Genomic DNA, 21,377 nt, shown 5'->3' with positions numbered 1-21,377 from the left:
GTGCGTTCATGCGGGCCTCGGCAGGTCGAAGCTGAACTCGGTCCAGGCACCGAACTCGCTGGCCACCGCCAGCACACCACCGTGCCGCTGGACGATGCCGTAGCTGATGCTCAGACCCAGCCCAAGGCCGGAGCCCACATCGCGGGTGGTGAAGAAAGGCTCGAACACCCGGTCGATGTTCTCCGGAGCAATCCCCTGCCCGTTGTCCCGCACCCGCAGCCACAGGCGATCGCCCCGGTGCCCGGCCTGCACCTCGATGCGTGGGGCCGCACGCCCGGCCGCATGCACCGCCTTGGCGGCGTTGCTGAACAGGTTGATGAGCACACCGATGAGCGCCGGCTCGTCACCCAGCACATGGGTGTCGGCCGGCAGGTCCACCACCACCTCGATGCCCTTGAGCTCGAAACCGGCCAGCCGCTGGGCCGAACGGATGGCGTTCTCCAGCAGGAAGGTGCGCTGGCTGTCGGTGCCGGGCTTCTGGTAGGCGAAGGTCTTGAGGTCGGTGACGATGTTCTGCACCCGCTGCATGCCTTCCCGGGCATCCATCAGGCTCTCCTTGAGCAGGGGATCCTGGTTGGCCGCCGGCAGCGACAGGCCCATGTTGATGGCCATGAGGCTGTAGTTCACCGGGTTGTTGACCTCGTGCATGAGACCGGCCGAAAGGGTGCCGATGGCGGCCATCTTCTCGCGCTGCAGGAGCTGGCCCTTGACTTCGGCCAGGGTGGCATTCGTCTCGCGCAGGTTGGCGTTGATCTCGGCCACCTCCTGCTGCAGGCGGAACAGCCGGATGCGCGCGCGCTCGTTGAACCAGGTGCACACGGCACTGGCAGCCGCCGAGAACACGATGAACAAGGTGTTGGTCATGAGGCGCGGCAGGTTGGAGGGGCCATCCGGATGCAGCAGACAGGCGCCCACGTACAGGATGACCGTCAGCACCCCGAAGCCCACGCCCTCCAGAAAGCTGATGGGCAGTATGATGCCCACGGCATACAAGGCCAGATGGAGACCGACGAAGTAGATGGACTGCGCGCCGTCGGTGGTCTGGATCATGTAGGCGATCATCACCTGCGGCAGCAGCAGCCACAGCACGGTGAGCTGGCGCACGTTGCGGCGACCGAACTCGGTGTAGAGCACCCACAGGATGCCCAGGGTCAGCAGCACCACCAGCAGGCGGATCAGGAAGAACTCGACCTGACGGTCCGGATACGTGAAGTGATCCAGCCCCACGCCCGCCAGCACCAGGACGACCGACGTGACATTGCCGGCCTTGCTGTAGGTCAGGCGGAAGTCCGACAACTGCCGCTGATACACGGCGTTGAGCTGATCAGTCATGGGACAAGGCCATGGCACGAAGGTTGGCGCTCACCGTGACCTCCGCGAAGATGTTGACACCCGTGGCATCGGTGTAGAGCTTGACCGGCGCGTTCACCTCTTCGAGCACCAGCTGCATCTGGGCCTCGTCGCGGTAGATCAGGTGCCACTCCAGCAAGTGCTCCATGCCAAAGCGCTCCGGGTTGTCGGCATGCACGTTCGTGACCAGCAGCTGGGCGCCCGGATTGCTGCGCGTCAGGAAATACCGGATCAGGCGCGAACACACCTTGTCGGACAGGTAGTCGAACAGGCCGGCGCAGTAAATGAAGTCGTAGCCCTGACCTTCGGCCGGCGCCGTGTCGCGCACGGCACGTTTGAGCAGTTCGTGGACCGATTCCTGGACGTACTCGACCTCCACGCCGGAGCCATGCCGTTGACGGGCATCGGCGATGCGCTGCTGGGTGTAATCCAGCGTCTCGCGGCTGAAATCGACCAGCGTGAAACGCAACCCGGACAGGTCTTCACCGGTGGCGATCAGGCGCTGGATCTCGATGCCCGGACCACAGCCGATGTTGAGGATGCGGATGGATCGCCCCTGGGTGCGGGCCTGCACCGCTGCCTTGCGCAGGAACTCCACCAGGATGTCGATCCGGTTGCGGTGGGCCTCTGCCACTGCCGCCTTCAGGAACATGGCGTTGACCAGCTGGATGTAGGTGCTGCCGCCCTGGCGGGGGTCTCCGATGATCTGGTTGACCATCTCGTAATCGCCTGCGTAACCCAGCGGTTTGGCAAATGTCCGGTACACGAAGGGGGCCCGCAGCACCAGCGGATGCAGGGCGTTCTGCGCGTAGGCCCGGTGCAGGGGCGCCTCTTCCGGATCGAGCTGAGAGGCCTCGCCTTCCAGGCGGATCAGGAACTGCTTGCCCTTGACCATGAGCGGCTCGGCAATGGCGTGGAACACCTCGTCCGACAGCCGCCCCTCGGCGTCGCGGGGCAGCGCGTCGGCCAGATCGGCCTGGTCGATCCAGCGGGCAGTCTCGGAGAGGAAGGCCCGGAACTCGCTGATGGTCACCTGGTAGCTCTCGCGGATCTTGAAACGCGACTCCCAGTCGGACACGAAGCGCGCCGCTTCGTCCTTGACCTGCCCGATGTTGCCCTTGATGGCATTGAGGTCGGACCACTCGTCGATGAGCGCCACCGAGATCACCGCCATCAGGCCGGTGTTGAGCAGGCTGACCACCACGGCCTTGCCCTTGTAGATGGTGCGGTCACCCGATCGGATGGTGAGCTCGTTGAGCACCTCGCTGACCTGAACGATGGAGTACGGGTTGTAGATCTCCATCACCAGCCCGCGCCGCTGCAGACTGGTCAGCGAGCCCCGTGCGCTCTCGCCCTGACTGTTTCTGAATGTGACAACGGAGTCGAAGGGGCGCTGTAGGTACACGGTGGGCGTCTGCTGGTTGGCTGTTCAGGGGCGTGGTCCGGTTGCGGAGTGTATGCGTCGTTGAAGTCCCGAGTACACGCTCCAGTACCGACGCCGGTCCCTGGCTCCTGGCAGCACGGGACGACAGCTGCTGAAAGCTGTGCACCGGGGCAATGCCCTGGTGACCCGGACATGACCAACGGCCCATGTTTGGTGAGATCTTGGTGGTGATTTGGTGACGAACATCACATCACCAACCCACCGTTGTTTCTCATGACCCCTCATGCATCCCCCCGCCCGGAACGCAGCCCCCTCCAGCGGACGCCGCCGCCCGGCCCAACCGCCCGCCGGCCGGGTCGGCAGAACGCCAGCCCGATCACACCGGAGCGTCGGCTGGCCAGGCAATCGGTCGAGGCCACGGGTGCCACGCCCTTCATGCTCGGCGAAGGGGACGAGACGAGGGCTCCGTCGGATGTGTTGATGGAGATGGCGCTGAAGCTTCTGAGGACCATCGAGCAACAGGAAGGGGACGAGAAAGAGGCTCAGTGCTGGGAGGCATGGAAAGACCGGCAAGGCCCACCGAGCACCGAGCCCCACATCGAGCCGACCGGCCCGATCGAATACCGGCACCCCCCAGCTGCATTCCGCTCTCCCGCGCTGCAGAACAAACAGGCGAAGAAGAACAGCCGGCCCCCCAGCCCGCGGCTGGGGGTGAAGGTGGATGTCGACACCTTGAGCCCGAGCGAAAGGTTCAACGCCGTCAGACGGCTGTGCACGCCGTTCAGCGACGATGCCGAGGCCGAGGTGGTGGATGAACTGGTCCTCCACCAGATGAAAGGCGGGGGCCCTGAGCTGAGCCGACGGTTCGAAGCGATCAAGACGCAGGCCCGGCGGCTGGAAACCCTGATGAACGAATCACAAGCCCGGGTGCTGGAGGTGCTCCCCGCTCCGCGCAAGCCCCGTCTGCTGGACCGGCTTCGTGCACCCCGGCCGCAGAAAGCGGTCCTTGCCTGGACCGAGCGGGGCCTTGACGCGGTCAATTCGCGCGAGCTTCAAGCCCAGGCCGAGGCCCTCATCCGGCAGGTCACTCTTCTGGTCCATGCCTTCAGGAAGAACGGGCTGGACACCTCTGCACTGAAGGCGGTCCGGCAAGACCTTCAGACCGCGTTCGCCAGCGGCTTCCCTCGGGACATCCGGGCCATGGACGAACGGGCCTGAACGGTCACCGGGTGAGGGCTGGGTGGCTCACACCAGCAAGGCATTCACCCGCCGCACATAGCCTGCCGGATCTTCCGGCAGGCCGCCTTCGGCCAGCAGCGCCTGGTCGAACAGGATGTGGGCCAGATCGTCGAAGTGGGCCGAGCCATCGAGCTTCTTCACCAGCGCGTGGCCGGCGTTCACTTCCAGAATGGGCTTGATCTCGGGCGCCTTCTGGCCGGCCTGCTTGAGCAGGCGGGCGAGCTGGGTGGAGTACTCGCCGTCTTCCACCACCAGGCAGGCGGGTGAGTCGACCAGGCGCGAGGTCACGCGCACGTCGCGGGCCTTGTCCTTAAGGCTCTCGCGCAGCTTCTCCAGCACCGGCTTGAAGTGCTCGGCGGCTTCCTCGGCCGCCTTCTTCTCGGCCTCGTCCTGCAGGTCGCCCAGATCGACCGCGCCCTTGGCCACGCTCTGCAGCGGGGTGCCGTCGAACTCGGGCAGGAAGGACAGGGCCCACTCGTCCACCCGGTCGGTCATGAGCAGCACCTCGATGCCCTTCTGGCGGAAGACCTCGAGCTGCGGGCTGTGGCGGGCGGCGGCCTCGCTGTCGGCCGTGATGTAGTAGATGGCCTTCTGGCCGTCCTTCATGCGGGCCTTGTAGTCGGCCAGCGAGGTGATGCCGTCCTGGTTGCTGCTGGCAAAGCGCAGCAGCTTCGCGATCTTCTCGCGGTTGGCAAAGTCCTCGCCCAGGCCTTCCTTGAGCACGGCACCGAATTCACGGTGGAAGCCGTTGTACTTGTCGGCGTCCTTGGCCAGGTCGTCCAGCATGGACAGCACGCGGCGGGTGTTGCCTTCGCGGATGGCCTTGACGTCGCGGCTTTCCTGCAGCAGCTCGCGGCTGACGTTGAGCGGCAGGTCGCTCGAATCCACCACGCCCTTGACCCAGCGCAGGTAGGCCGGCATGAGGCTCTCGGCCTCGTCCATGATGAAGACGCGCTTCACATACAGCTTGATGCCGGCCTTGCGGTCGCGGTTCCACAGGTCCTGCGGGGCCTTGGCCGGGATGTAGAGCAGCTGGGTGTATTCGGTGCTGCCCTCCACCCGGTTGTGGCTCCAGGCCAGCGGGGCCTCGGTGTCGTGGCTGATGGCCTTGTAGAACTCGGTGTACTGCTCGTCGCTCACGTCCTTCTTGGGCCGGCTCCACAGGGCATTGGCCGAGTTCACCGTTTCCCATTCGTCCTTGAGCACGTACTCGCTCTTCTCGCTGTCCCACTCCTCCTTCTGCATGCGCACCGGCAGGCTGATGTGGTCGGAGTACTTCGCAATGATGGACTGCAGCTTCCAGTGGTTGAGGTATTCGGTCTTGTCCTCGCGCAGGTGCAGGATGACGCTGGTGCCGCGTGCGGCGCGCTCGATGGTCTCCACCTCGAAGTCGCCGCTGCCGCCGCTGGTCCAGCGCACGCCCTGGGCCGGGCTCAGGCCGGCGCGGCGGGTTTCCACCACGATGCGGTCGGCCACGATGAAGCCCGAATAAAAGCCCACGCCGAACTGGCCGATGAGCTGGCCGGTCTCCGAGGCCTGGGACTTCTGGTCGCCCGAGAGCTTGCTCATGAAGTCGCGGGTGCCGCTCTTGGCGATGGTGCCCAGGTGGTCGATGGCCTCCTGTTCGCTCATGCCGATGCCGTTGTCGGTGATGGTGATGGTGCGGGCCTCGCGGTCGAAGGCCACCTTCACCTGCAGCTCCGGGTCTTCTTCGAGCAGGGCGGCGTTGGCCAGCGACTCGAAGCGCAGCTTGTCGCAGGCGTCCGACGCGTTGGACACCAGCTCGCGCAGGAAGATGTCCGGGTTGGAGTAGAGCGAGTGGGTGACGAGGTGCAGCAGCCGGGCCACTTCGGCCTGGAAGGAATGGGTCTGTTTGCTCATGGTCGGAAGGGGATGAGAAAAAGGAAACCGGCCGGGAGATGGGGCCGGCCGGTCGGGGTTTCAAGGGGGCCCGGAACCGGGTCAGAACTGCTCGTCCGGGCCCAGGTAGCGCCACTGCCCCACCGGCAGCCGGCCCAGCACCACGCGGCCGATGCGCACCCGCTTGAGGCCCACCACATGCAGGCCCACCGCCTCGCACATGCGGCGGATCTGGCGCTTCTTGCCCTCGGTCAGCACAAAGCGCAGCTGCTCGGGGTTCTGCCAGCTCACCTCGGCGGGCTTGAGGCGCTGCCCGTCCAGGCTCAGGCCGTGGCGCAGCAGGGCCAGGCGTTCACGCGGCAGCACCGACTGCACGTCCTGCGACACCAGACCGGCGCCCTGCGGACCGTTGGGCGCCCACTGCACGCGCACCAGGTATTCCTTCTGGATGCCGCTGTCCTCGCCGATCAGCTGCCGGGCCACGCGGCCGTCCTGGGTGAGCACCAGGATGCCGGTGGAGTCGATGTCCAGGCGGCCGGCCGGGGCCAGGCCACGCAGCTGGGCCACGTCGAAGCGGCGCGGGCTGCCGTCCTCGCGCCAGCGGTTGCGGGCCTGCACCAGGGTCACGGCGGCCTCGTGGCCGTCTTCGGGCTGGCCGCTCACATAACCCACCGGCTTGTGCAGGATCACCGTCACCTGGCTGCCCTGCTGCTGGCGGGCACGCGGGTCGATGGCAATCACCGCATCGGGCCGCACCGGCTGGCCGATGACGGCGGGCGCGCCGTCCACGCTGACCCAGCCCTGCTCGATCCAGGCATCGGCCTCGCGGCGCGAACACAGGCCGCGCTCGGCCAGCAGCTTGTTCAGGCGCATCAGGCCGTCGGCACGGGGTGCTGCGGGCGGCGCGGGTGGCGCAGAAGGTCGGGAAGGCGGGGGTCGGCGGTTCATGCGCCGATCATCCCAGAGAAGGCGGATCGATCTGCCCGCTGCGCAGGGCCTGCAGGTCCAGCACCTTCACGCCGCCGTATTCCACCCGGATCCAGCCCAGGCGCTCCAGCGTGGACAGCGCCTCGTTCACCCGCTGGCGCGACAGCCCCACCAGGTAGGCCAGCTCCTGCTGGGTGATGCGCAGCGAGCCCCCCACGCTGGGCGAGAGCAGCGGGTGGAACAGCGCGGCCAGGTTGCGCGCCACGCGCAGGTCGGGGTTGTTGAGGCGGTCGATCTCGCGCGCGGCAATGAACTGCCCCAGGCGCTCGTTGAGTTGCAGCATGACGAAGCGGTTGAAGCCCAGCGAATGGTCGATGAGCCAGTCGAAGGTGGCCACCGGCAGGCCGGCCACGCGGCTGCGGCGCAGGGCCTGGATGTTGTAGCGGTACTGCTCGTGCTTGAGCACCGTGCCCTCGCCGAACCAGCCGCCGGGGGCCACGCCGGTGAAGGTGATGGCCGGCCCCTGGGATTCGTCGTTGCTCATCTTGAGCAGGCCGTCCACCAGACCGAACCAGTAGGTCACCGGCCGGCCGATGCGGCAGATGTAGTCGCCCGGCTCCGCTTCGCCCACCTTCAGCGCGTCCAGGGCGCGTTCGCGTTCGGCCTCGGTCAGGCGCTGCAGCCAGGGAATCTCGTGCAGTTCCTCGGGCGTGGGCGGGCGGGCGGAGTCGCGCAGCACGGCGGCAGATCGGCGGGCGGTGAAGGCGGTCATGTCGTGCGTTCTAGGGAAAGTCCCAGTAAGGGTAGACCCGAGATTGTCGTCGGACCGACAACATGACGTCAAACACCCGCCTACCATCCGCCCCCATGTCCCACAAGGGACAAAAGCCGGTGTCCGCCGGCCAGAGGAGACGTTCGATGGAAACCACCTTCCCCCGGCTCATGCTGGAACATGCCCGGCAGCGCCCCGACGCCCCGGCCCTGCGCGAGAAGGCCTACGGCATCTGGCAGACCACCACCTGGGCCGAACTGGCCCGGCTGGTCGAGGCGCTGGCCTGCGGTCTGCACCAGGCCGGCCTGCGGCGCGGGGAGCACATGGTGGTGATCGGTGCCAACCGGCCGCGCCTGTACGCCTCCATGCTGGCGGCGCAGTCGCTGGGTGCCATTCCGGTGCCGCTGTACCAGGACGCGGTGGCCGCCGAATGCGTGTTCCCCATCAACAACGCCGAGGTGCGCTTCGTGGTGGTGGAAGACCAGGAACAGGTCGACAAGATGCTGGAGATCCGCGAGCAGTGCCCGCAACTCGGCCAGATCTTCTTCGACGACCCGCGCGGCCTGCGCAACTACGACGAGCCCGGCCTGCAGAGCCTGGACGCGCTGGTGGCCGCCGGCCAGGCCCATGCCGCCGAACACCCGCAGCGCTTTGCACAGGAACTGGAGCAGGGCCGCCCGGACGACGTGGCCGCCATGTTCTTCACCAGCGGCACCACCGGCCAGCCCAAGGGCGTGGTGCACACCCACCGCACCCTCATCGACCGCGCCGACGTGGGCGCCCGTTTCGACCGCCTGACCCCGGCCGACGAGGTGCTGGCCTACATGCCGCCGGCCTGGATCGGCCAGAACATCTTCAGCTATGCCCAGTGGCTGGTGGCCGGTTACGTGGTGAACTGCCCGGAGTCGGGCGGCACGGTCACCATCGACATGAAGGAAGTGGGTCCCACCTACTACTTCGCGCCACCGCGGGTGTTTGAAGGCCTGCTCACCAGCGTGATGATCCGCATGGAAGATGCCGGCGCCCTCAAGCGCCGCATGTTCCACCACTTCATGGACGTGGCCCGGCGCGTGGGCCCTGCCCTCATGGACGGCAAGCCGGTCGGCCTGGCCGACCGGCTGAGCTACCGGCTGGGCGACTGGCTGGTGTACGGCCCGCTGCGCAACAACCTGGGCATGAGCCGGGTGCGCGTGGCCTACACCGCCGGCGAGGCCATCGGGCCGGACCTGTTCAGCTTCTACCGCTCCATCGGCATCAACCTCAAGCAGCTCTACGGCTCCACCGAGACCGCCGTGTTCGTCTGCCTGCAGCCCGACCACGAGGCCCGCGCCGACACCGTGGGCGTGCCCTGCGAGGGCGTGGAGATCAAGCTGTCGGAGACCGGCGAGATCCTGGTCAAGTCGCCCGGCCTGCTCAAGGGCTACTACAAGAACCCGAAGGCCACCGAAGAGGTGCTCACCGCCGACGGTTGGTACCACACCAGCGACGCCGGCTTCATCGATGCGTCGGGCCATCTGAAGATCATCGACCGCGTCAAGGACGTGGGCCGGCTCATGGGCGGCCCCTTCGACGGCGCCATGTTCGCGCCCAAGTACGTGGAGAACAAGCTCAAGTTCTTCTCGTTCATCAAGGAAGCCGTGGCCTTCGGCGACAAGCGCGAGAAGGTCTGCGTCATGGTCAACATCGACTTCGACGCGGTGGGCAACTGGGCCGAGCGCCGCAACCTGAGCTACGCCGGCTACACCGACCTGGCCCAGAAGCCCGAGGTGTACGAACTCATCCGCGACTGCGTGGAGAAGGTGAATGCCGACCTGTCGCGCGACGAGCTGCTGGCCGGCAGCCAGATCAGCCGCTTCCTGGTGCTGCACAAGGAACTGGATGCCGACGACGGCGAGCTCACCCGCACCAACAAGGTCCGCCGCGGCTTCATCGGCGAGCGCTACGGCGTGCTGGTGGACGCCCTGTACGGCGGCAAGACCGAGCAGTACATCGAAACCCAGGTGAAGTTCGAGGACGGCCGCACCGGCAGCGTGAGCGCCACGCTCCAGCTGGCCGACGCCAAGACCTTCGCCCCCGTCAAGGCCGCCGCCTGAGAAGCCCCATGACCCAGAAAAAGATCGGCGACGTCATCCTCGACGTCAGGAACATCAGCCTGCGGTTCGGCGGCGTCAAGGCGCTCACCGACATCAGCTTCAATGTGCGCGAGCACGAGGTGCGGGCCATCATCGGCCCCAACGGTGCCGGCAAGAGCTCCATGCTCAACTGCATCAACGGGGTGTACACGCCGCAGGAAGGCTCGGTGACCTTCCGGGGCCAGACCTTCAAGCACATGAACAGCCGGCAGGTGGCCGAGATGGGCATCGCCCGCACCTTCCAGAACCTGGCGCTGTTCAAGGGCATGAGCGTGATCGACAACCTCATGAGCGGGCGCAACCTGCGCATCAGGAGCGGCCTGCTCGCCCAGGCCTTCCGCAACCCGTTCGGCATCGGTGGTGCGCAGAAGGAAGAGGAAGAGCACCGCGCCTTCGTGGAACGCATCATCGACTTCCTGGAGATCCAGGCCTACCGCAAGACCCCCGTGGGCACCCTGCCCTACGGCCTGCAGAAGCGGGTCGACCTGGGCCGTGCCCTGGCCATGGAGCCGCAGATGCTGCTGCTGGACGAACCCATGGCCGGCATGAACCTGGAGGAGAAGCAGGACATGAGCCGCTTCATCCTGGACGTGAACGACGAGTTCGGCACCACCATCGTGCTGATCGAGCACGACATGGGCGTGGTCATGGACATCTCCGACCGCGTCGTGGTGCTGGACTACGGCAAGAAGATCGGCGACGGCACCCCCGACGAGGTGCGCAACAACGAGGAGGTGATCAGCGCCTACCTCGGCACTTCCCACTGAGGCCGGAGACCCCACATGGCGTTCTTTCTTGAAGCACTCATCGGCGGCCTGATGGCCGGCATGCTGTATTCCCTGGTGGCCCTGGGCTTCGTGCTCATCTTCAAGGCCTCGGGGGTGTTCAACTTCGCGCAGGGCGCCATGGTGCTGTTTGCAGCGCTGGCCATGGCGCGCTTTGCCGAATGGGTGCCCGGCTGGCTGGGGCTGGAGAGCAAGCTGCTGGGCAACGTGATCGCCTTCATGCTGGCTGCGGCCCTGATGGCGGTGCTGGCCTGGTGCATCGAGCGTTTCGTGCTGCGCCACCTGGTCAACCAGGAAGGCGTGACCCTGCTCATGGCCACGCTGGGCATCACCTACTTCCTGGATGGTCTGGGCCAGACCATCTTCGGCTCGGACATCTACCAGATCGACGTGGGCATGCCCAAGGACCCGGTCTTCCTGTTCGACTCGGTGTTCGAAGGCGGCATCCTGATCAACCTGGAAGACGTGTACGCCGCCTGCGTGGCCGCCCTGCTGGTGGCCGTGCTCTCGCTGTTCTTCCAGAAGACCGCCACCGGCCGGGCCCTGCGCGCCGTGGCCGACGACCACCAGGCCGCACAAAGCATCGGCATCCCGCTCAACCGCATCTGGGTGATCGTGTGGTTCGTGGCCGGCATCACCGCGCTGGTGGCCGGCATCATCTGGGGCTCCAAGCTGGGCGTGCAGTTCTCGCTGACCACCGTGGCCCTGCGCGCCCTGCCCGTCATCATCCTGGGCGGCCTCACCTCGGTGCCCGGCGCCATCATCGGCGGCCTGATCATCGGCGTGGGCGAGAAGCTCTCCGAGGTCTACCTCGGCCCCTTTGTGGGCGGCGGCATCGAGATCTGGTTCGCCTACGTGCTCGCCCTGGTTTTCCTTCTCTTCCGCCCGCAAGGTCTGTTCGGCGAGAAGATCATCGATCGCGTCTGAGGAGCTGACACATGTTCTATCGCGAAAACGGTCAGTTCAAGACCTCCTACCGCACCGACCAGCAGATCTTCCCGATCGCCCAGGACCGCTGGGTCATCCTGGCCCTGATCGCGTTTGCCTTCATCGGCGTGCCGATGCTGGTGGACGAATACATGTTCCGGGCCATCCTGATCCCCTTCCTGATCCTGTCGCTGGCGGCCATCGGGGTGAACATCCTGGTGGGCTACTGCGGCCAGATCTCGCTGGGCTCGGGCGCCTTCATGGCGGTGGGCGCCTACATGGCCTACAACACCTATGTGCGCATCGAGGGCATGCCGCTGATCGTGGCGCTGCTGTCGGGCGGCTTCTTCGCCACGCTGGTGGGCATGTTCTTCGGCATTCCCAGCCTGCGGGTGAAGGGCCTGTACCTGGCGGTGGCCACGCTGGCCGCGCAGTTCTTCTGCGACTGGGCCTTCCTGCGCATCGGCTGGTTCACCAACAACGCGTCCTCGGGTTCGGTGTCGGTGTCCAACCTGTCGGTACTGGGCTGGACCATCAACACCCCGCACGAGAAGTACCTGTTCTGCCTGGGCTTCGTGGTGGTGTTCGCGCTGCTGGCCAAGAACCTGGTGCGCTCGGCCATCGGCCGCGAGTGGATGGCCATCCGCGACATGGACGTGGCGGCCTCGGTCATCGGCATCCGCCCCATGTACGCCAAGCTCAGCGCCTTTGCGGTCAGCAGCTTCATCATCGGCGTGGCCGGCGGCCTGTGGGGCTTCGTGCACCTGGGTTCGTGGGAGCCGGCGGCCTTCTCCATCGACCGTTCCTTCCAGCTGCTGTTCATGGTGATCATCGGCGGCATGGGTTCCATCATGGGCAGCTTCTTCGGCGCGGCCTTCATCGTGGTGCTGCCCATCTTCCTGAACCAGTTCCTGCCGGCCCTGGGCGACCTGGTGGGCGTGACCATCTCCACCGCTGCGGTGTCGCACACCGAATTCATGATCTTCGGTGCGCTCATCGTGTGGTTCCTGATCGTGGAGCCGCACGGCCTGGCCAAGCTGTGGAGCACCGCGAAACAGAAGCTGCGCCTCTGGCCCTTCCCGCATTGAGCCCCCGTTTTCCGTGTGAGTGACAACCCTTCCTAAAGGAGACAAGCGATGAAAGTGCACAACCTGGTTCTGTCCGTCTCGGTGGCTTGCGCCGCCTTGTCGGCCACCCTGATCCCTGCCACGGCTGCGGCCCAGGCCAAGGAGCAGTTCTTCCCCGCGCTGGTGTACCGCACCGGCCCGTATGCGCCCAACGGCGTGCCGTTTGCCAACGGCTATGTGGACTACCTCAAGCTCACCAATGCGCGCGGCGGCATCAACGGCGTGAAGGTCAGCTGGGAAGAGTGCGAGACCGGCTACGCCACCGACCGGGGTGTGGAATGCTATGAGCGCCTGAAGGGCAAGAACGGCGGCGCCACCGTGTTCCAGCCGCTGTCCACCGGCATCACCTTCGCCCTGACCGAGAAGGCCCCGATCGACAAGATCCCCCTGATCACCGCCGGCTATGGCCGCAGCGAATCGGCCGACGGCGGCGTGTTCAAGTGGAACTTCCCGATTGCCGGCACCTACTGGCAGGCGGCCGACGTGATCATCCAGCACATCGGCAAGAAGGAAGGCGGCGTGAACAACCTCAAGGGCAAGAAGATCGCCCTGGTCTACCACGACAGCCCGTTCGGCAAGGAAGCCATTCCGCCGCTGCAGGAGCGTGCCGCCATGCACGGCTTCCAGCTGAGCCTGCTGCCGGTGCCGCACCCCGGCGTGGAGCAGAAGGCCACCTGGCTGCAGATCCGCCGCGACCGCCCCGACTACGTCATCAACTGGGGCTGGGGCGTCATGAACTCCACCCTGCTCAAGGAAGCCCAGGCCACCGGCTACCCGCGCGAGAAGATCTATGGCGTGTGGTGGGCCGGTGCCGAACCCGATGTCAAGGACATCGGCCAGGGCGCCAAGGGCTACAACGCCATCACCATGCAGCACGGCACCGAGAAGGGCTCGGCCATTGCCAAGGAAATCCTGGACAAGCTGCACGCCAAGGGCCAGGGCACCGGCCCCAAGGACGAAGTGGGTGAAGTGCTCTACATGCGCGGCCTGATCAGCGCCATGTTCGCCGTGGAAGGCGTGCGTGCCGCCCAGGAACGCTTCGGCAAGGGCAAGGTCATGACCGGCGAACAGGCCCGCTGGGGTTACGAGAACCTCAACCTGACGCAGGCCAAGCTGGATGCGCTGGGCTTCAAGAACGTGCTGCGTCCGGTGTCCACCAGCTGCCAGGACCATGTGGGCGCCAACTGGGCCCGCATCCACACCTGGGACGGCAGCAAGTGGGTCTTCAGCAGCGACTGGCTGCAGGCCGATGACCAGATCATCAAGCCCATGGTCAAGGCCGCTGCCGACAAGTACGCGGCCGAGAAGAAGATCACCCGCCGCACGCCGCAGGACTGCCAGAGCTGATCCACCCCCGCGCGCTTCGCTTGCCCCCTCGAGGGGGCGCTGCCGACGGACCGGCTGAGCCGGATCCGTGGCAGCACTGGGGTCGCATCCCCTTTAGGACCATTCATGAGCACAACGCAACCCGTCATCCACGTCAACGGCATCGAGGTCATCTACAACCATGTGATCCTGGTGCTCAAGGGCGTCTCGCTCACGGTGGCGCAGGGCCAGATCGCGGCCATCCTGGGCGGCAACGGCGCCGGCAAGACGACCACGCTGCGCGCCATCTCCAACCTGCTCAAGGCCGAGCGGGGCGAGGTCACCAAGGGCAGCGTGGAGCTGCGCGGTGAACGCATCGAGCACCTCACCCCGGCCGATCTGGTGCAGCGCGGCGTGGTGCAGGTCATGGAAGGCCGGCACTGCTTTGCCCACCTGAGCATCGAGGAAAACCTCATGACCGGCAGCTACACCCGCAAGGACAAGGCCGAGGTGGCGCGCAACCTGGAGAAGGTCTACACCTACTTCCCTCGCCTGAAGACGCGCCGCACCAGCCAGGCGGCCTACACCTCGGGTGGCGAGCAGCAGATGTGCGCCATCGGCCGCGCCCTCATGGCCAACCCCAGCGTGGTGCTGCTGGACGAGCCCTCCATGGGCCTGGCGCCGCAGATCGTGGAAGAGGTGTTCGAGATCGTGAAGGACCTCAACCAGAAGGAAGGCGTGACCTTCCTGCTGGCCGAGCAGAACACCAACATGGCGCTCAAGTACGCCGACTACGGCTACATCATGGAGAGCGGCCGCATCGTCATGGACGGTGCCGCCGCCGACCTGCGCAACAACGAGGACGTCAAGGAGTTCTACCTCGGCATGGGCGGGGGTGAACGCAAGTCGTTCAAGGACGTGAAGAGCTACAAGCGCCGCAAGCGCTGGCTGGCCTGACCCACCACCCCACACCCACCGGAAGCGACCCATGAGCGAATTCTTCGACGGCCTGGAAACCCGCAGTGCCGACCAGCGCGAGGCACAGCAGATGGCCGCGCTGGCGCGCCAGGTGGCGCATGCGCAGGCCAGCAGCGCCGCCTTCGGCGAGATCCTGCGCGGGGTGGACGCGGCGTCCGTCACCAGCCGCTCTGCCCTGGCCCGTCTGCCGGTCACCCGCAAGAGCGAGCTGCTGGAGCGCCAGAAGGCCCACCGTGCCACCGACGCCTTCGGCGGCTTTGCCGCCGTGGTGCGCGGCCCGAAGATGCAGCGCATCTTTGCCTCGCCCGGCCCCATCTACGAACCCGAGGGCACGGCGCGCGATTACTGGCGCACCGGCCGCGCCCTGTTCGCTGCGGGTTTCCGCAGCGGGCACCTGGTGCACAACGCCTTCAGCTACCACATGACGCCGGGCGCCTTCATCCTGGAAGCCGGCGCGCTGGCCGTGGGCTGCACCGTGTTCCCGGCCGGCACCGGCCAGACCGAGCAGCAGCTGCAGGCCATGGCCGAGCTGCGCCCGGACGCATACACCGGCACACCCAGCTTCCTGCGCATCCTGCTGGAGAAGGCGGTGGAGACCGGCGCCGACATCCGCAGCCTGCAGCGCGCCTCGGTGGGCGGCGAAGCCTGCCCGCCCAGCCTGACCGCCTGGTTCCGCGAACAGGGCGTGGAGGTGTTCCAGACCTACGCCACGGCCGACCTGGGCCTGGTGGCTTACGAGACGGCTTCGCGCCAGGGCCTGGTGCTGGACGAAGGCGTGATCGTGGAGATCGTGCGCCCCGGCACCGGCGACCCGGTGCCCGAAGGCGAGGTGGGTGAGCTGGTGGTCACCACCCTCAACCCCGACTACCCGCTGATCCGCTTCGGCACCGGCGACCTCTCGGCCGTGCTGCCCGGGCACTGCCCCACCGGCCGCACCGCCCCCCGCATCAAGGGCTGGATGGGCCGGGCCGACCAGACCACCAAGGTGCGCGGCATGTTCGTGCACCCCGGTCAGGTGGCCGATGTGGCCCGCCGCTTCCCCGGCGTGGGCCGCGCCCGGCTGGTGGTCAGCGGCGAGATGGCCAACGACCGCATGTGCCTGCGGGTGGAGACGGCGGGCGGTGACGAGGGCCTGCGCAGCGCCATCGAGGCCGCCGTGCGCGACGTGACCAAACTGCGCGCCGACGTGGAGCTGGTCGCGCCGGGCAGCCTGCCCAACGACGGCAAGGTGATCGAGGACGCCCGCAGCTACCAGTGAGGCCGGCGCCCGGCCCGGGGCGTCGGGGTTTTCCAGCAGACATGCCCTGAAAGACCCCACGCTACGTGTTTCCCGCGATACGGGCGGCGGTCGGGCCGGACTACCATCCGCGCTCCTCACCCCCATCCTGCGGAGACAGCACATGAAAAAACTCCTCGCCCTGGCCCTGACGGCCGCCGTCTCGGTCGGCGCCCAGGCCCAGGCCTTCCCGAACAAGCCCATCACGTTCGTGGTGCCGTTCGCCGCCGGCGGCCCGACCGACCTGGTGGCCCGCCAGCTGGCCGAAGCCATGCGCAAGCCCCTGGGCGGCGCCAACATCGTGGTGGAAAACGCGGCCGGTGCCGGTGGCACCATCGCCGGCACCAAGGTGGCCCGCGCCACCCCGGACGGCTACACCCTGCTGGTCTGGCACATCGGCTTTGCCGCCACCACCAGCCTGTACCGCAAGCAGCAGTTCAAGCCCATGGAGGACTTCGAGTTCCTGGGCATGATCAACGACGTGCCCATGACCCTGCTGGGCAAGCCGCAGCTGCCGGCCAACACCTACCGTGACTTCGAGGCCTACATCCGCGCCAACGGCGGCAAGCTCAACCTGGCCCACGCCGGCCTGGGTTCGGCATCGCACCTGTGCGGCCTGATGTGGCAGTCGGCCGTCAAGCTGGACAAGTCCATGACCACCATCGCCTACCGGGGCACCGGCCCGGCCATGAACGACCTCATCGGCGGCCAGGTCGACGTGATGTGCGACCAGACCACCAACACCACCGCCCAGATCGAGGGTGGCCGCGTCAAGGCGTTTGCGGTGACCACCGCCAAGCCGCTGTCCAAGCACAAGCTGCTCAAGGACTACCCCACCCTGCAGGAAATGGGTCTGAAGGACTTCAACCTGACCATCTGGCACGGCCTGTACGCGCCCAAGGGCACCCCGCCGGAAGTCACCAAGAAGCTCAACGACGCCCTCAAGGTGGCCCTGAAGGACCCCGACTTCATCAAGAAGCAGGAAGACCTGGGCGCCCTGGTGGTGACCGACAACCGCGTCACGCCGGAAGGCCACAAGGCCTTCGTGGGTGAGCAGGTGAAGAAGCTCAAGTCGGTCATCGAGGCCGCTGGCCAGTTCGCCGACTGACCGGCACCATGCCGCACCGTCTCTGCGCCCCGCGCTGAAGACCGCACAGGCCGCCCCCTCGGGGCGGCCTTTTTTTCGTCACAACAACAGGAGACAAGCCATGACCCGTTCCCCCTCCCGCCGCCGCGCCCTCGGTGCCCTGGGCGCCCTCGGCCTCTCGGCCGCCCTGCCGCTGACCGCCCTGGCCCAGGGCGCCTGGCCCGCCGGCAAGCCGGTGCGCATCGTGGTGCCGTTCGCCCCGGGCGGCACCACCGACATCCTGGCCCGGGTGATCGCCCCCGAACTCAGCAAGGTGTTCGGCCAGAGCTTCGTGGTGGACAACCGGGCCGGTGCCGGCGGCAACATCGGCGCCGAGATCGTGGCCAAGTCGCCCGGCGACGGCTACACCCTGCTCATGGGCACCGTGGGCACCCACGGCATCAACAAGGCGCTGTACGCCAGGCTGCCCTACGACCCGCAGAAGGATTTCGTGCCGGTCACGCTGGTGGCCGGCGTGCCCAACGTGATGGTCATGAACACCCAGCGCGCCAAGGCCCTGGGCATCAACACCGTGGCCGACTTCGTGCGCTACGCCCGGGCCAACCCGGGCAAGCTCAACATGGCCTCCAGCGGCAACGGCACCTCCATCCACCTGGCTGGCGAGCTGTTCAAGTCGCGCAACCGCATCTTCATGACCCACATTCCCTACCGGGGATCGGGCCCGGCCATGACCGACATGCTGGCCGGCGCCGTGGACGTGATGTTCGACAACCTGCCCTCGGCCATGCCGCACATCCAGGCCGGCAACCTGAAGGCCTTTGCGGTGACCAGTGCGGTGCGCTCGGCCGCCCTGCCCGACGTGCCCACCGTGGCCGAAGCCGGCAACCTGCCGGGCTTCGAGGCGAGCTCGTGGTTCGGTCTGCTGGCACCCGCCGGCACGCCGGCCGACATCGTGAACCGCATCCAGCAGGAAACCGCCAAGGCGCTCAGCAGCCCGGCGGTGAAGGAGCGCCTGCTGGCCCAGGGCGCCATTCCGGGTGGCAACACGCCGGCGGAGTTCGCCAGCCTGATCGACGCCGAGATCACCAAGTGGGCCGCGGTGGTGAAGGTGTCCGGCGCCCGGGTGGACTGACGTCACACCCCGGGATGGCGCCCATAAAAAGAGGGTGATGCGACCGGCACGCCGCCGGCTGCATCACCCTGTTCAATGGAGCGGTCCGCCGATCCGCTCCGGGACTTGACCCCCTGCCCGACGGGGCCGGTGACCCGGTTGTTGCCACCCGGGCCACCGGCTTCCATCGGTCAGGCGGAGCGGATTGTGGTGCGCCACCTGTGGGAAGTCTTCACCGATTCCTGTTCGTTCCTCAGCGCACCTCCAGCACCGCCGCCGGCGCGGTGAGCACATCGAACGGGCGGCCCGGACCGGGCACCTCGGTCCAGTCCAGGCGGCCGCGCTCGCACAGCTGGGTGACCGGCCAGTACAGGGTGCCGGGCTGTTCGGGCAGCGAGGCCACCAGCACGAACTCGTCGTAATGGGCCGATGCCAGGGCATCGTCCGGCGTGCGCGCGGTCCAGCGGATGCGGGTGGCGTCCTCGGTGATGGTGCGGCCGTGGCTCTGGTAGGGCTGGGCCAGGGGTTCACGCAGCACCTCGAGCTTCCAGCCCGCCTTGGGCATGGGGCGGGCGCTGCGCACGCCGGGCGGCAGGGTCACGTCCACCACCACGGTGGGCGAGCCGCTGCAGCCGTGGGTCACCTTGAGCACCGCCTTGTAGCGGGCTCCGGGTGCGGCCTGCGGCTGCTCCAGCGTGACATGGGCCAGCGCGCCGCTGCTGGCCACGGCCAGGGCTGCGCAGAGGGAAAGACGGCGGATGTTCATGGGCATGTTCATGGGTGGGTCCTCAGAGGCGGGTCTTGAATTCGAGGTGGAAGGTGCGTTGCGGATAGGGGTGGAAAGCCCAGTACTTGTCGTTGTTGAGGTTGTCGATGCCGAAGGCCAGCGTGCTCTTGGGCGAGAGCTGGTAGGTCACGCGCAGGTCGGTGGTGAAGTAGCGGCTGGCGGCGGTGTAGGCAAAGCCGTTGATGTCGGTGTTGTCGAGGGTGCTGAACTGTTCGCCGCTGTAGCGCACGCCGAAGGTGGTGCTCCATCGGTCGTCCGGTCGCCAGGTGACCGCACCGCTGGCCCGCCACTCGGGCACCCGGATCTGGCGCTTGCCCACGCTGGCCGGGAATCGGTCGTTGCGGGTGACCTTGGAATCGGCCCAGGTGACGCTGCCCAGCAGGTCGATGCCGCGCGTGAACATATCGCTGGCCTGGTACGCCACCTCCAGGCCGTGGGTGCGGATGCGGTCCACGTTCTGGATGTTGGTCACGTTGGTGAAGACATTGGTCTGCGAGTACAGGGCGTCGCGGGTGCGCTCGAAGAAGCCGGTGAAGCGCAGCAGGCCGTTGCCCAGGTCGCGCTCGGCGGTCAGCTCGGTGGTCCAGGATTTTTCCGGCCGCAGGTTCGGGTCGTTCAACGTGGTCTGGCCCAGGTTGTTCACGCCGCCCTGGTAAAGCTCGCTCACCGTGGGCACCCGGATGGCGCGGCCGGTGGAGGCCTTGAGCACCCACTGCGGCGTCGCCTGCCACGACAGCGCCGCCTTGGGCGAGAACCAGCTCTCCGAACGTTCGGCATAGGCCACCGAGGCGGTGCCGTTGCTGCGGTAACCCTTGTCGGTCTGCCAGTGCTCCAGGCGCCCGCCCAGCACGGCCTTCCAGTCCTTGGCCAGACGCCAGGTGTCCTGGGCCCACAGGCTGGTCAGGGTGCTGTCGCCACCGAAGGCGGCGGTGAGCGCGCCGGGTGCGCCGGTGATCCAGTTCGGGGTGGCGTTGTCGCGGGTGCGCAGGGTGTAGTGGTCGCGCTGCACGCCCAGATCGACGATGTGCGTGCCGCCGATGCCCTGGGGGCGCCAGGTGCCGCGCAGGTCCAGGGTGGTCCAGCCGGTGCCGTCGCCATCGACGATGGTGCCGGCACCGCCGTTGAAGGCGCCGGGCAGCACGGTGCCGTTGCGGCGCAGCTCGTCGGTGGCGTAGTCGTACTGGCTGACCGAGGCCGCCCAGTCCCAGGTGCCCCGGGTCTGGGTCTTGAGCGTGAAGCCGTGCATCACATGGGTGATGTCCTCGCGGGTCTGGCCGAACAGCGGGGCAGCACCGTTGAGGTTGTAGCTGCGTCCGGCGATGTTGACCGTGCCGCTGTACACCGGGTTGCCCGCCGCGTCACGCAGGTAGGTGGCGGCCTTGCCATCGGCCCGGTTGTTCCACAGGCCCAGGGTGTACTGCGCCTTGAGCGTGCTGCTGATGTCGTAGGCCAGCTTGAGCTTGAAGACGTTCTGGGTGGTGGTGTACTGGGTGCCGGTGCCCAGCAGGTACCAGGGCTGGTTGGTGCGGTCCAGGTCAAGCACCGCACCGCTGACCGGCGTGCCGGCATTGCCGGGTGTGCCCTGGGCCAGGGTGCGGGTGGCAAAGGTCAGCGGCTGGCCCTCGCTGCGGGTGTGGGTGAGGCTGAAGAACCACGACCAGTCGCCGGCCTTGTTGCCGGCAGAGGCCGAGATCTGGTGGCCGTTGTAGGACTCGTCGGTGGCGTACAGCCGGTACGGCTGGTGCTGGAAGCTGACCTTGCCGTGCGCCTCGAAGGTCTGCGGCATGCGGGTCACATAGTCCACCACCGCCCCCACCGAATTGCCGGGGTAGGCGGCCGAGAACGGGCCGTAGAGCACGTCCACGCGGTCGATCTCCTCGGGTGCCACCAGCATCCAGCGCGGGGCATTGGTGGGGCCGTTGCCCAGGTAGTTGGACAACAGGATGCCGTCGGCATAGACCATGGAGCGGGCCGGATTGCCGGTGCCCGAGGCGCGGGTGGACAGCACCGCGTGGTTGTAGTCGCCGATGTAGCGCTTGCGCACCAGCAGGCTGGGCAGGTATTTCAGCGCGTCCTGGCTGTCGGTGGCGTTGATGCTGCGACCGATCTGCTCGGCAGTCATGCCTTCGATGGTGGTGGGGATCTGCGTGGGCAGCGACGTGGGTTGGCCACCGGTGATGGTGACGGTGCCCAGCTCGCGCTGGGGGGCTTCGGTCTGGGCCTGGGCGGCGGCAGACGCGAGCGAGCAGGCGGCCGCAATGGCGGCGCGCCGGAAGGGAACGGACATGGATGTCTCCTGACGGACGAATGGGGACGCGCCCGCCGGCGTG

At 67.2% G+C, this 21,377-nt stretch carries 17 protein-coding genes; 10 read left to right on the top strand and 7 right to left on the bottom strand.

Annotation, left to right across the window (positions count from 1 at the left end; genetic code table 11):
* Positions 1–6: 6 nt before the first annotated feature.
* Together WD026_RS13970 and WD026_RS13965 are read right to left on the bottom strand one after the other, a co-directional pair.
* Positions 7–1,332: a sensor histidine kinase gene (locus WD026_RS13970; protein WP_425724270.1), complete on the bottom strand. Its 1,326-nt coding sequence runs from the start codon at positions 1,330–1,332 to the stop codon at positions 7–9.
* Positions 1,325–2,755 (bottom strand): class I SAM-dependent methyltransferase, encoded by a 1,431-nt coding sequence (locus WD026_RS13965; RefSeq protein WP_425724269.1) that lies wholly within the window; start codon positions 2,753–2,755, stop codon positions 1,325–1,327. The genes WD026_RS13970 and WD026_RS13965 overlap by 8 nt, the downstream gene beginning before the upstream one ends.
* A 459-nt stretch (positions 2,756–3,214) precedes the next feature.
* Here WD026_RS13965 and WD026_RS13960 point away from each other — a divergent pair, with 459 nt between their 5' ends.
* Positions 3,215–3,952 carry a hypothetical protein gene (locus WD026_RS13960; protein ID WP_425724268.1) on the top strand — a complete coding sequence of 246 codons (738 nt, stop codon included), beginning with the start codon at positions 3,215–3,217 and terminating at the stop codon, positions 3,950–3,952.
* A 27-nt stretch (positions 3,953–3,979) separates the two neighbouring features.
* Here WD026_RS13960 and htpG read toward each other — a convergent pair whose 3' ends face one another.
* The 3 genes from htpG to WD026_RS13945 form a co-directional block, all read right to left on the bottom strand.
* Complete coding sequence (gene htpG, locus WD026_RS13955) at positions 3,980–5,854, bottom strand: molecular chaperone HtpG (RefSeq protein ID WP_425724267.1); 1,875 nt, start codon at positions 5,852–5,854, stop codon at positions 3,980–3,982.
* 81 nt (positions 5,855–5,935) lie between these two features.
* Complete coding sequence (locus WD026_RS13950; protein ID WP_425724266.1) at positions 5,936–6,781, bottom strand: pseudouridine synthase; 846 nt, start codon at positions 6,779–6,781, stop codon at positions 5,936–5,938.
* A 7-nt stretch (positions 6,782–6,788) separates the two neighbouring features.
* Positions 6,789–7,532 carry a Crp/Fnr family transcriptional regulator gene (locus WD026_RS13945; RefSeq protein WP_425724265.1) on the bottom strand — a complete coding sequence of 248 codons (744 nt, stop codon included), beginning with the start codon at positions 7,530–7,532 and terminating at the stop codon, positions 6,789–6,791.
* Between the two features lie 146 nt (positions 7,533–7,678).
* On the opposite strand from WD026_RS13945, the gene WD026_RS13940 reads away from it, so the two are divergent.
* The 9 genes from WD026_RS13940 (at position 7,679) to WD026_RS13900 (ending at position 18,281) form a co-directional block, all read left to right on the top strand.
* Positions 7,679–9,625 carry an AMP-dependent synthetase/ligase gene (locus WD026_RS13940; RefSeq protein WP_425724264.1) on the top strand — a complete coding sequence of 649 codons (1,947 nt, stop codon included), beginning with the start codon at positions 7,679–7,681 and terminating at the stop codon, positions 9,623–9,625.
* A gap of 8 nt (positions 9,626–9,633) precedes the next feature.
* Entirely contained in the window at positions 9,634–10,431 is a 798-nt protein-coding gene (locus WD026_RS13935) for an ABC transporter ATP-binding protein (protein ID WP_425724263.1), read from the top strand.
* Between the two features lie 15 nt (positions 10,432–10,446).
* Complete coding sequence (locus tag WD026_RS13930; protein WP_425724262.1) at positions 10,447–11,376, top strand: branched-chain amino acid ABC transporter permease; 930 nt, start codon at positions 10,447–10,449, stop codon at positions 11,374–11,376.
* A gap of 11 nt (positions 11,377–11,387) precedes the next feature.
* A complete protein-coding gene (locus WD026_RS13925) occupies positions 11,388–12,464 on the top strand; it encodes a branched-chain amino acid ABC transporter permease (protein WP_425724261.1) in 1,077 nt (358 codons plus the stop codon).
* Between the two features lie 48 nt (positions 12,465–12,512).
* Positions 12,513–13,850 (top strand): ABC transporter substrate-binding protein, encoded by a 1,338-nt coding sequence (locus WD026_RS13920; protein WP_425724260.1) that lies wholly within the window; start codon positions 12,513–12,515, stop codon positions 13,848–13,850.
* A 105-nt stretch (positions 13,851–13,955) separates the two neighbouring features.
* Positions 13,956–14,765, top strand: a complete 810-nt coding sequence (locus WD026_RS13915; RefSeq protein WP_425724259.1) for an ABC transporter ATP-binding protein — start codon at positions 13,956–13,958, stop codon at positions 14,763–14,765.
* Positions 14,766–14,796: 31 nt separating this feature from the next.
* On the top strand, positions 14,797–16,044 hold the full coding sequence (locus tag WD026_RS13910; RefSeq protein WP_425724258.1) for a phenylacetate--CoA ligase family protein: 1,248 nt from the start codon (positions 14,797–14,799) through the stop codon (positions 16,042–16,044).
* Between the two features lie 142 nt (positions 16,045–16,186).
* Positions 16,187–17,170 carry a tripartite tricarboxylate transporter substrate-binding protein gene (locus WD026_RS13905; protein WP_425724257.1) on the top strand — a complete coding sequence of 328 codons (984 nt, stop codon included), beginning with the start codon at positions 16,187–16,189 and terminating at the stop codon, positions 17,168–17,170.
* Positions 17,171–17,270: 100 nt separating this feature from the next.
* Positions 17,271–18,281, top strand: coding sequence for a Bug family tripartite tricarboxylate transporter substrate binding protein (locus tag WD026_RS13900; protein WP_425724256.1), 1,011 nt, complete (start codon positions 17,271–17,273; stop codon positions 18,279–18,281).
* Positions 18,282–18,513: 232 nt separating this feature from the next.
* Here the strand turns inward: WD026_RS13900 and WD026_RS13895 are convergent, their stop codons facing one another.
* On the bottom strand, positions 18,514–19,038 hold the full coding sequence (locus WD026_RS13895) for a YcnI family protein (protein ID WP_425724255.1): 525 nt from the start codon (positions 19,036–19,038) through the stop codon (positions 18,514–18,516).
* Between the two features lie 10 nt (positions 19,039–19,048).
* Complete coding sequence (locus WD026_RS13890; protein WP_425724254.1) at positions 19,049–21,334, bottom strand: TonB-dependent receptor; 2,286 nt, start codon at positions 21,332–21,334, stop codon at positions 19,049–19,051.
* Between the last annotated feature and the right edge of the window lie 43 nt (positions 21,335–21,377).

This window comes from Hydrogenophaga sp. R2, assembly GCF_049843595.1.
Lineage (GTDB): Bacteria > Pseudomonadota > Gammaproteobacteria > Burkholderiales > Burkholderiaceae_C > Hydrogenophaga.
This window is presented reverse-complemented; position numbering and strand designations above follow the sequence as displayed.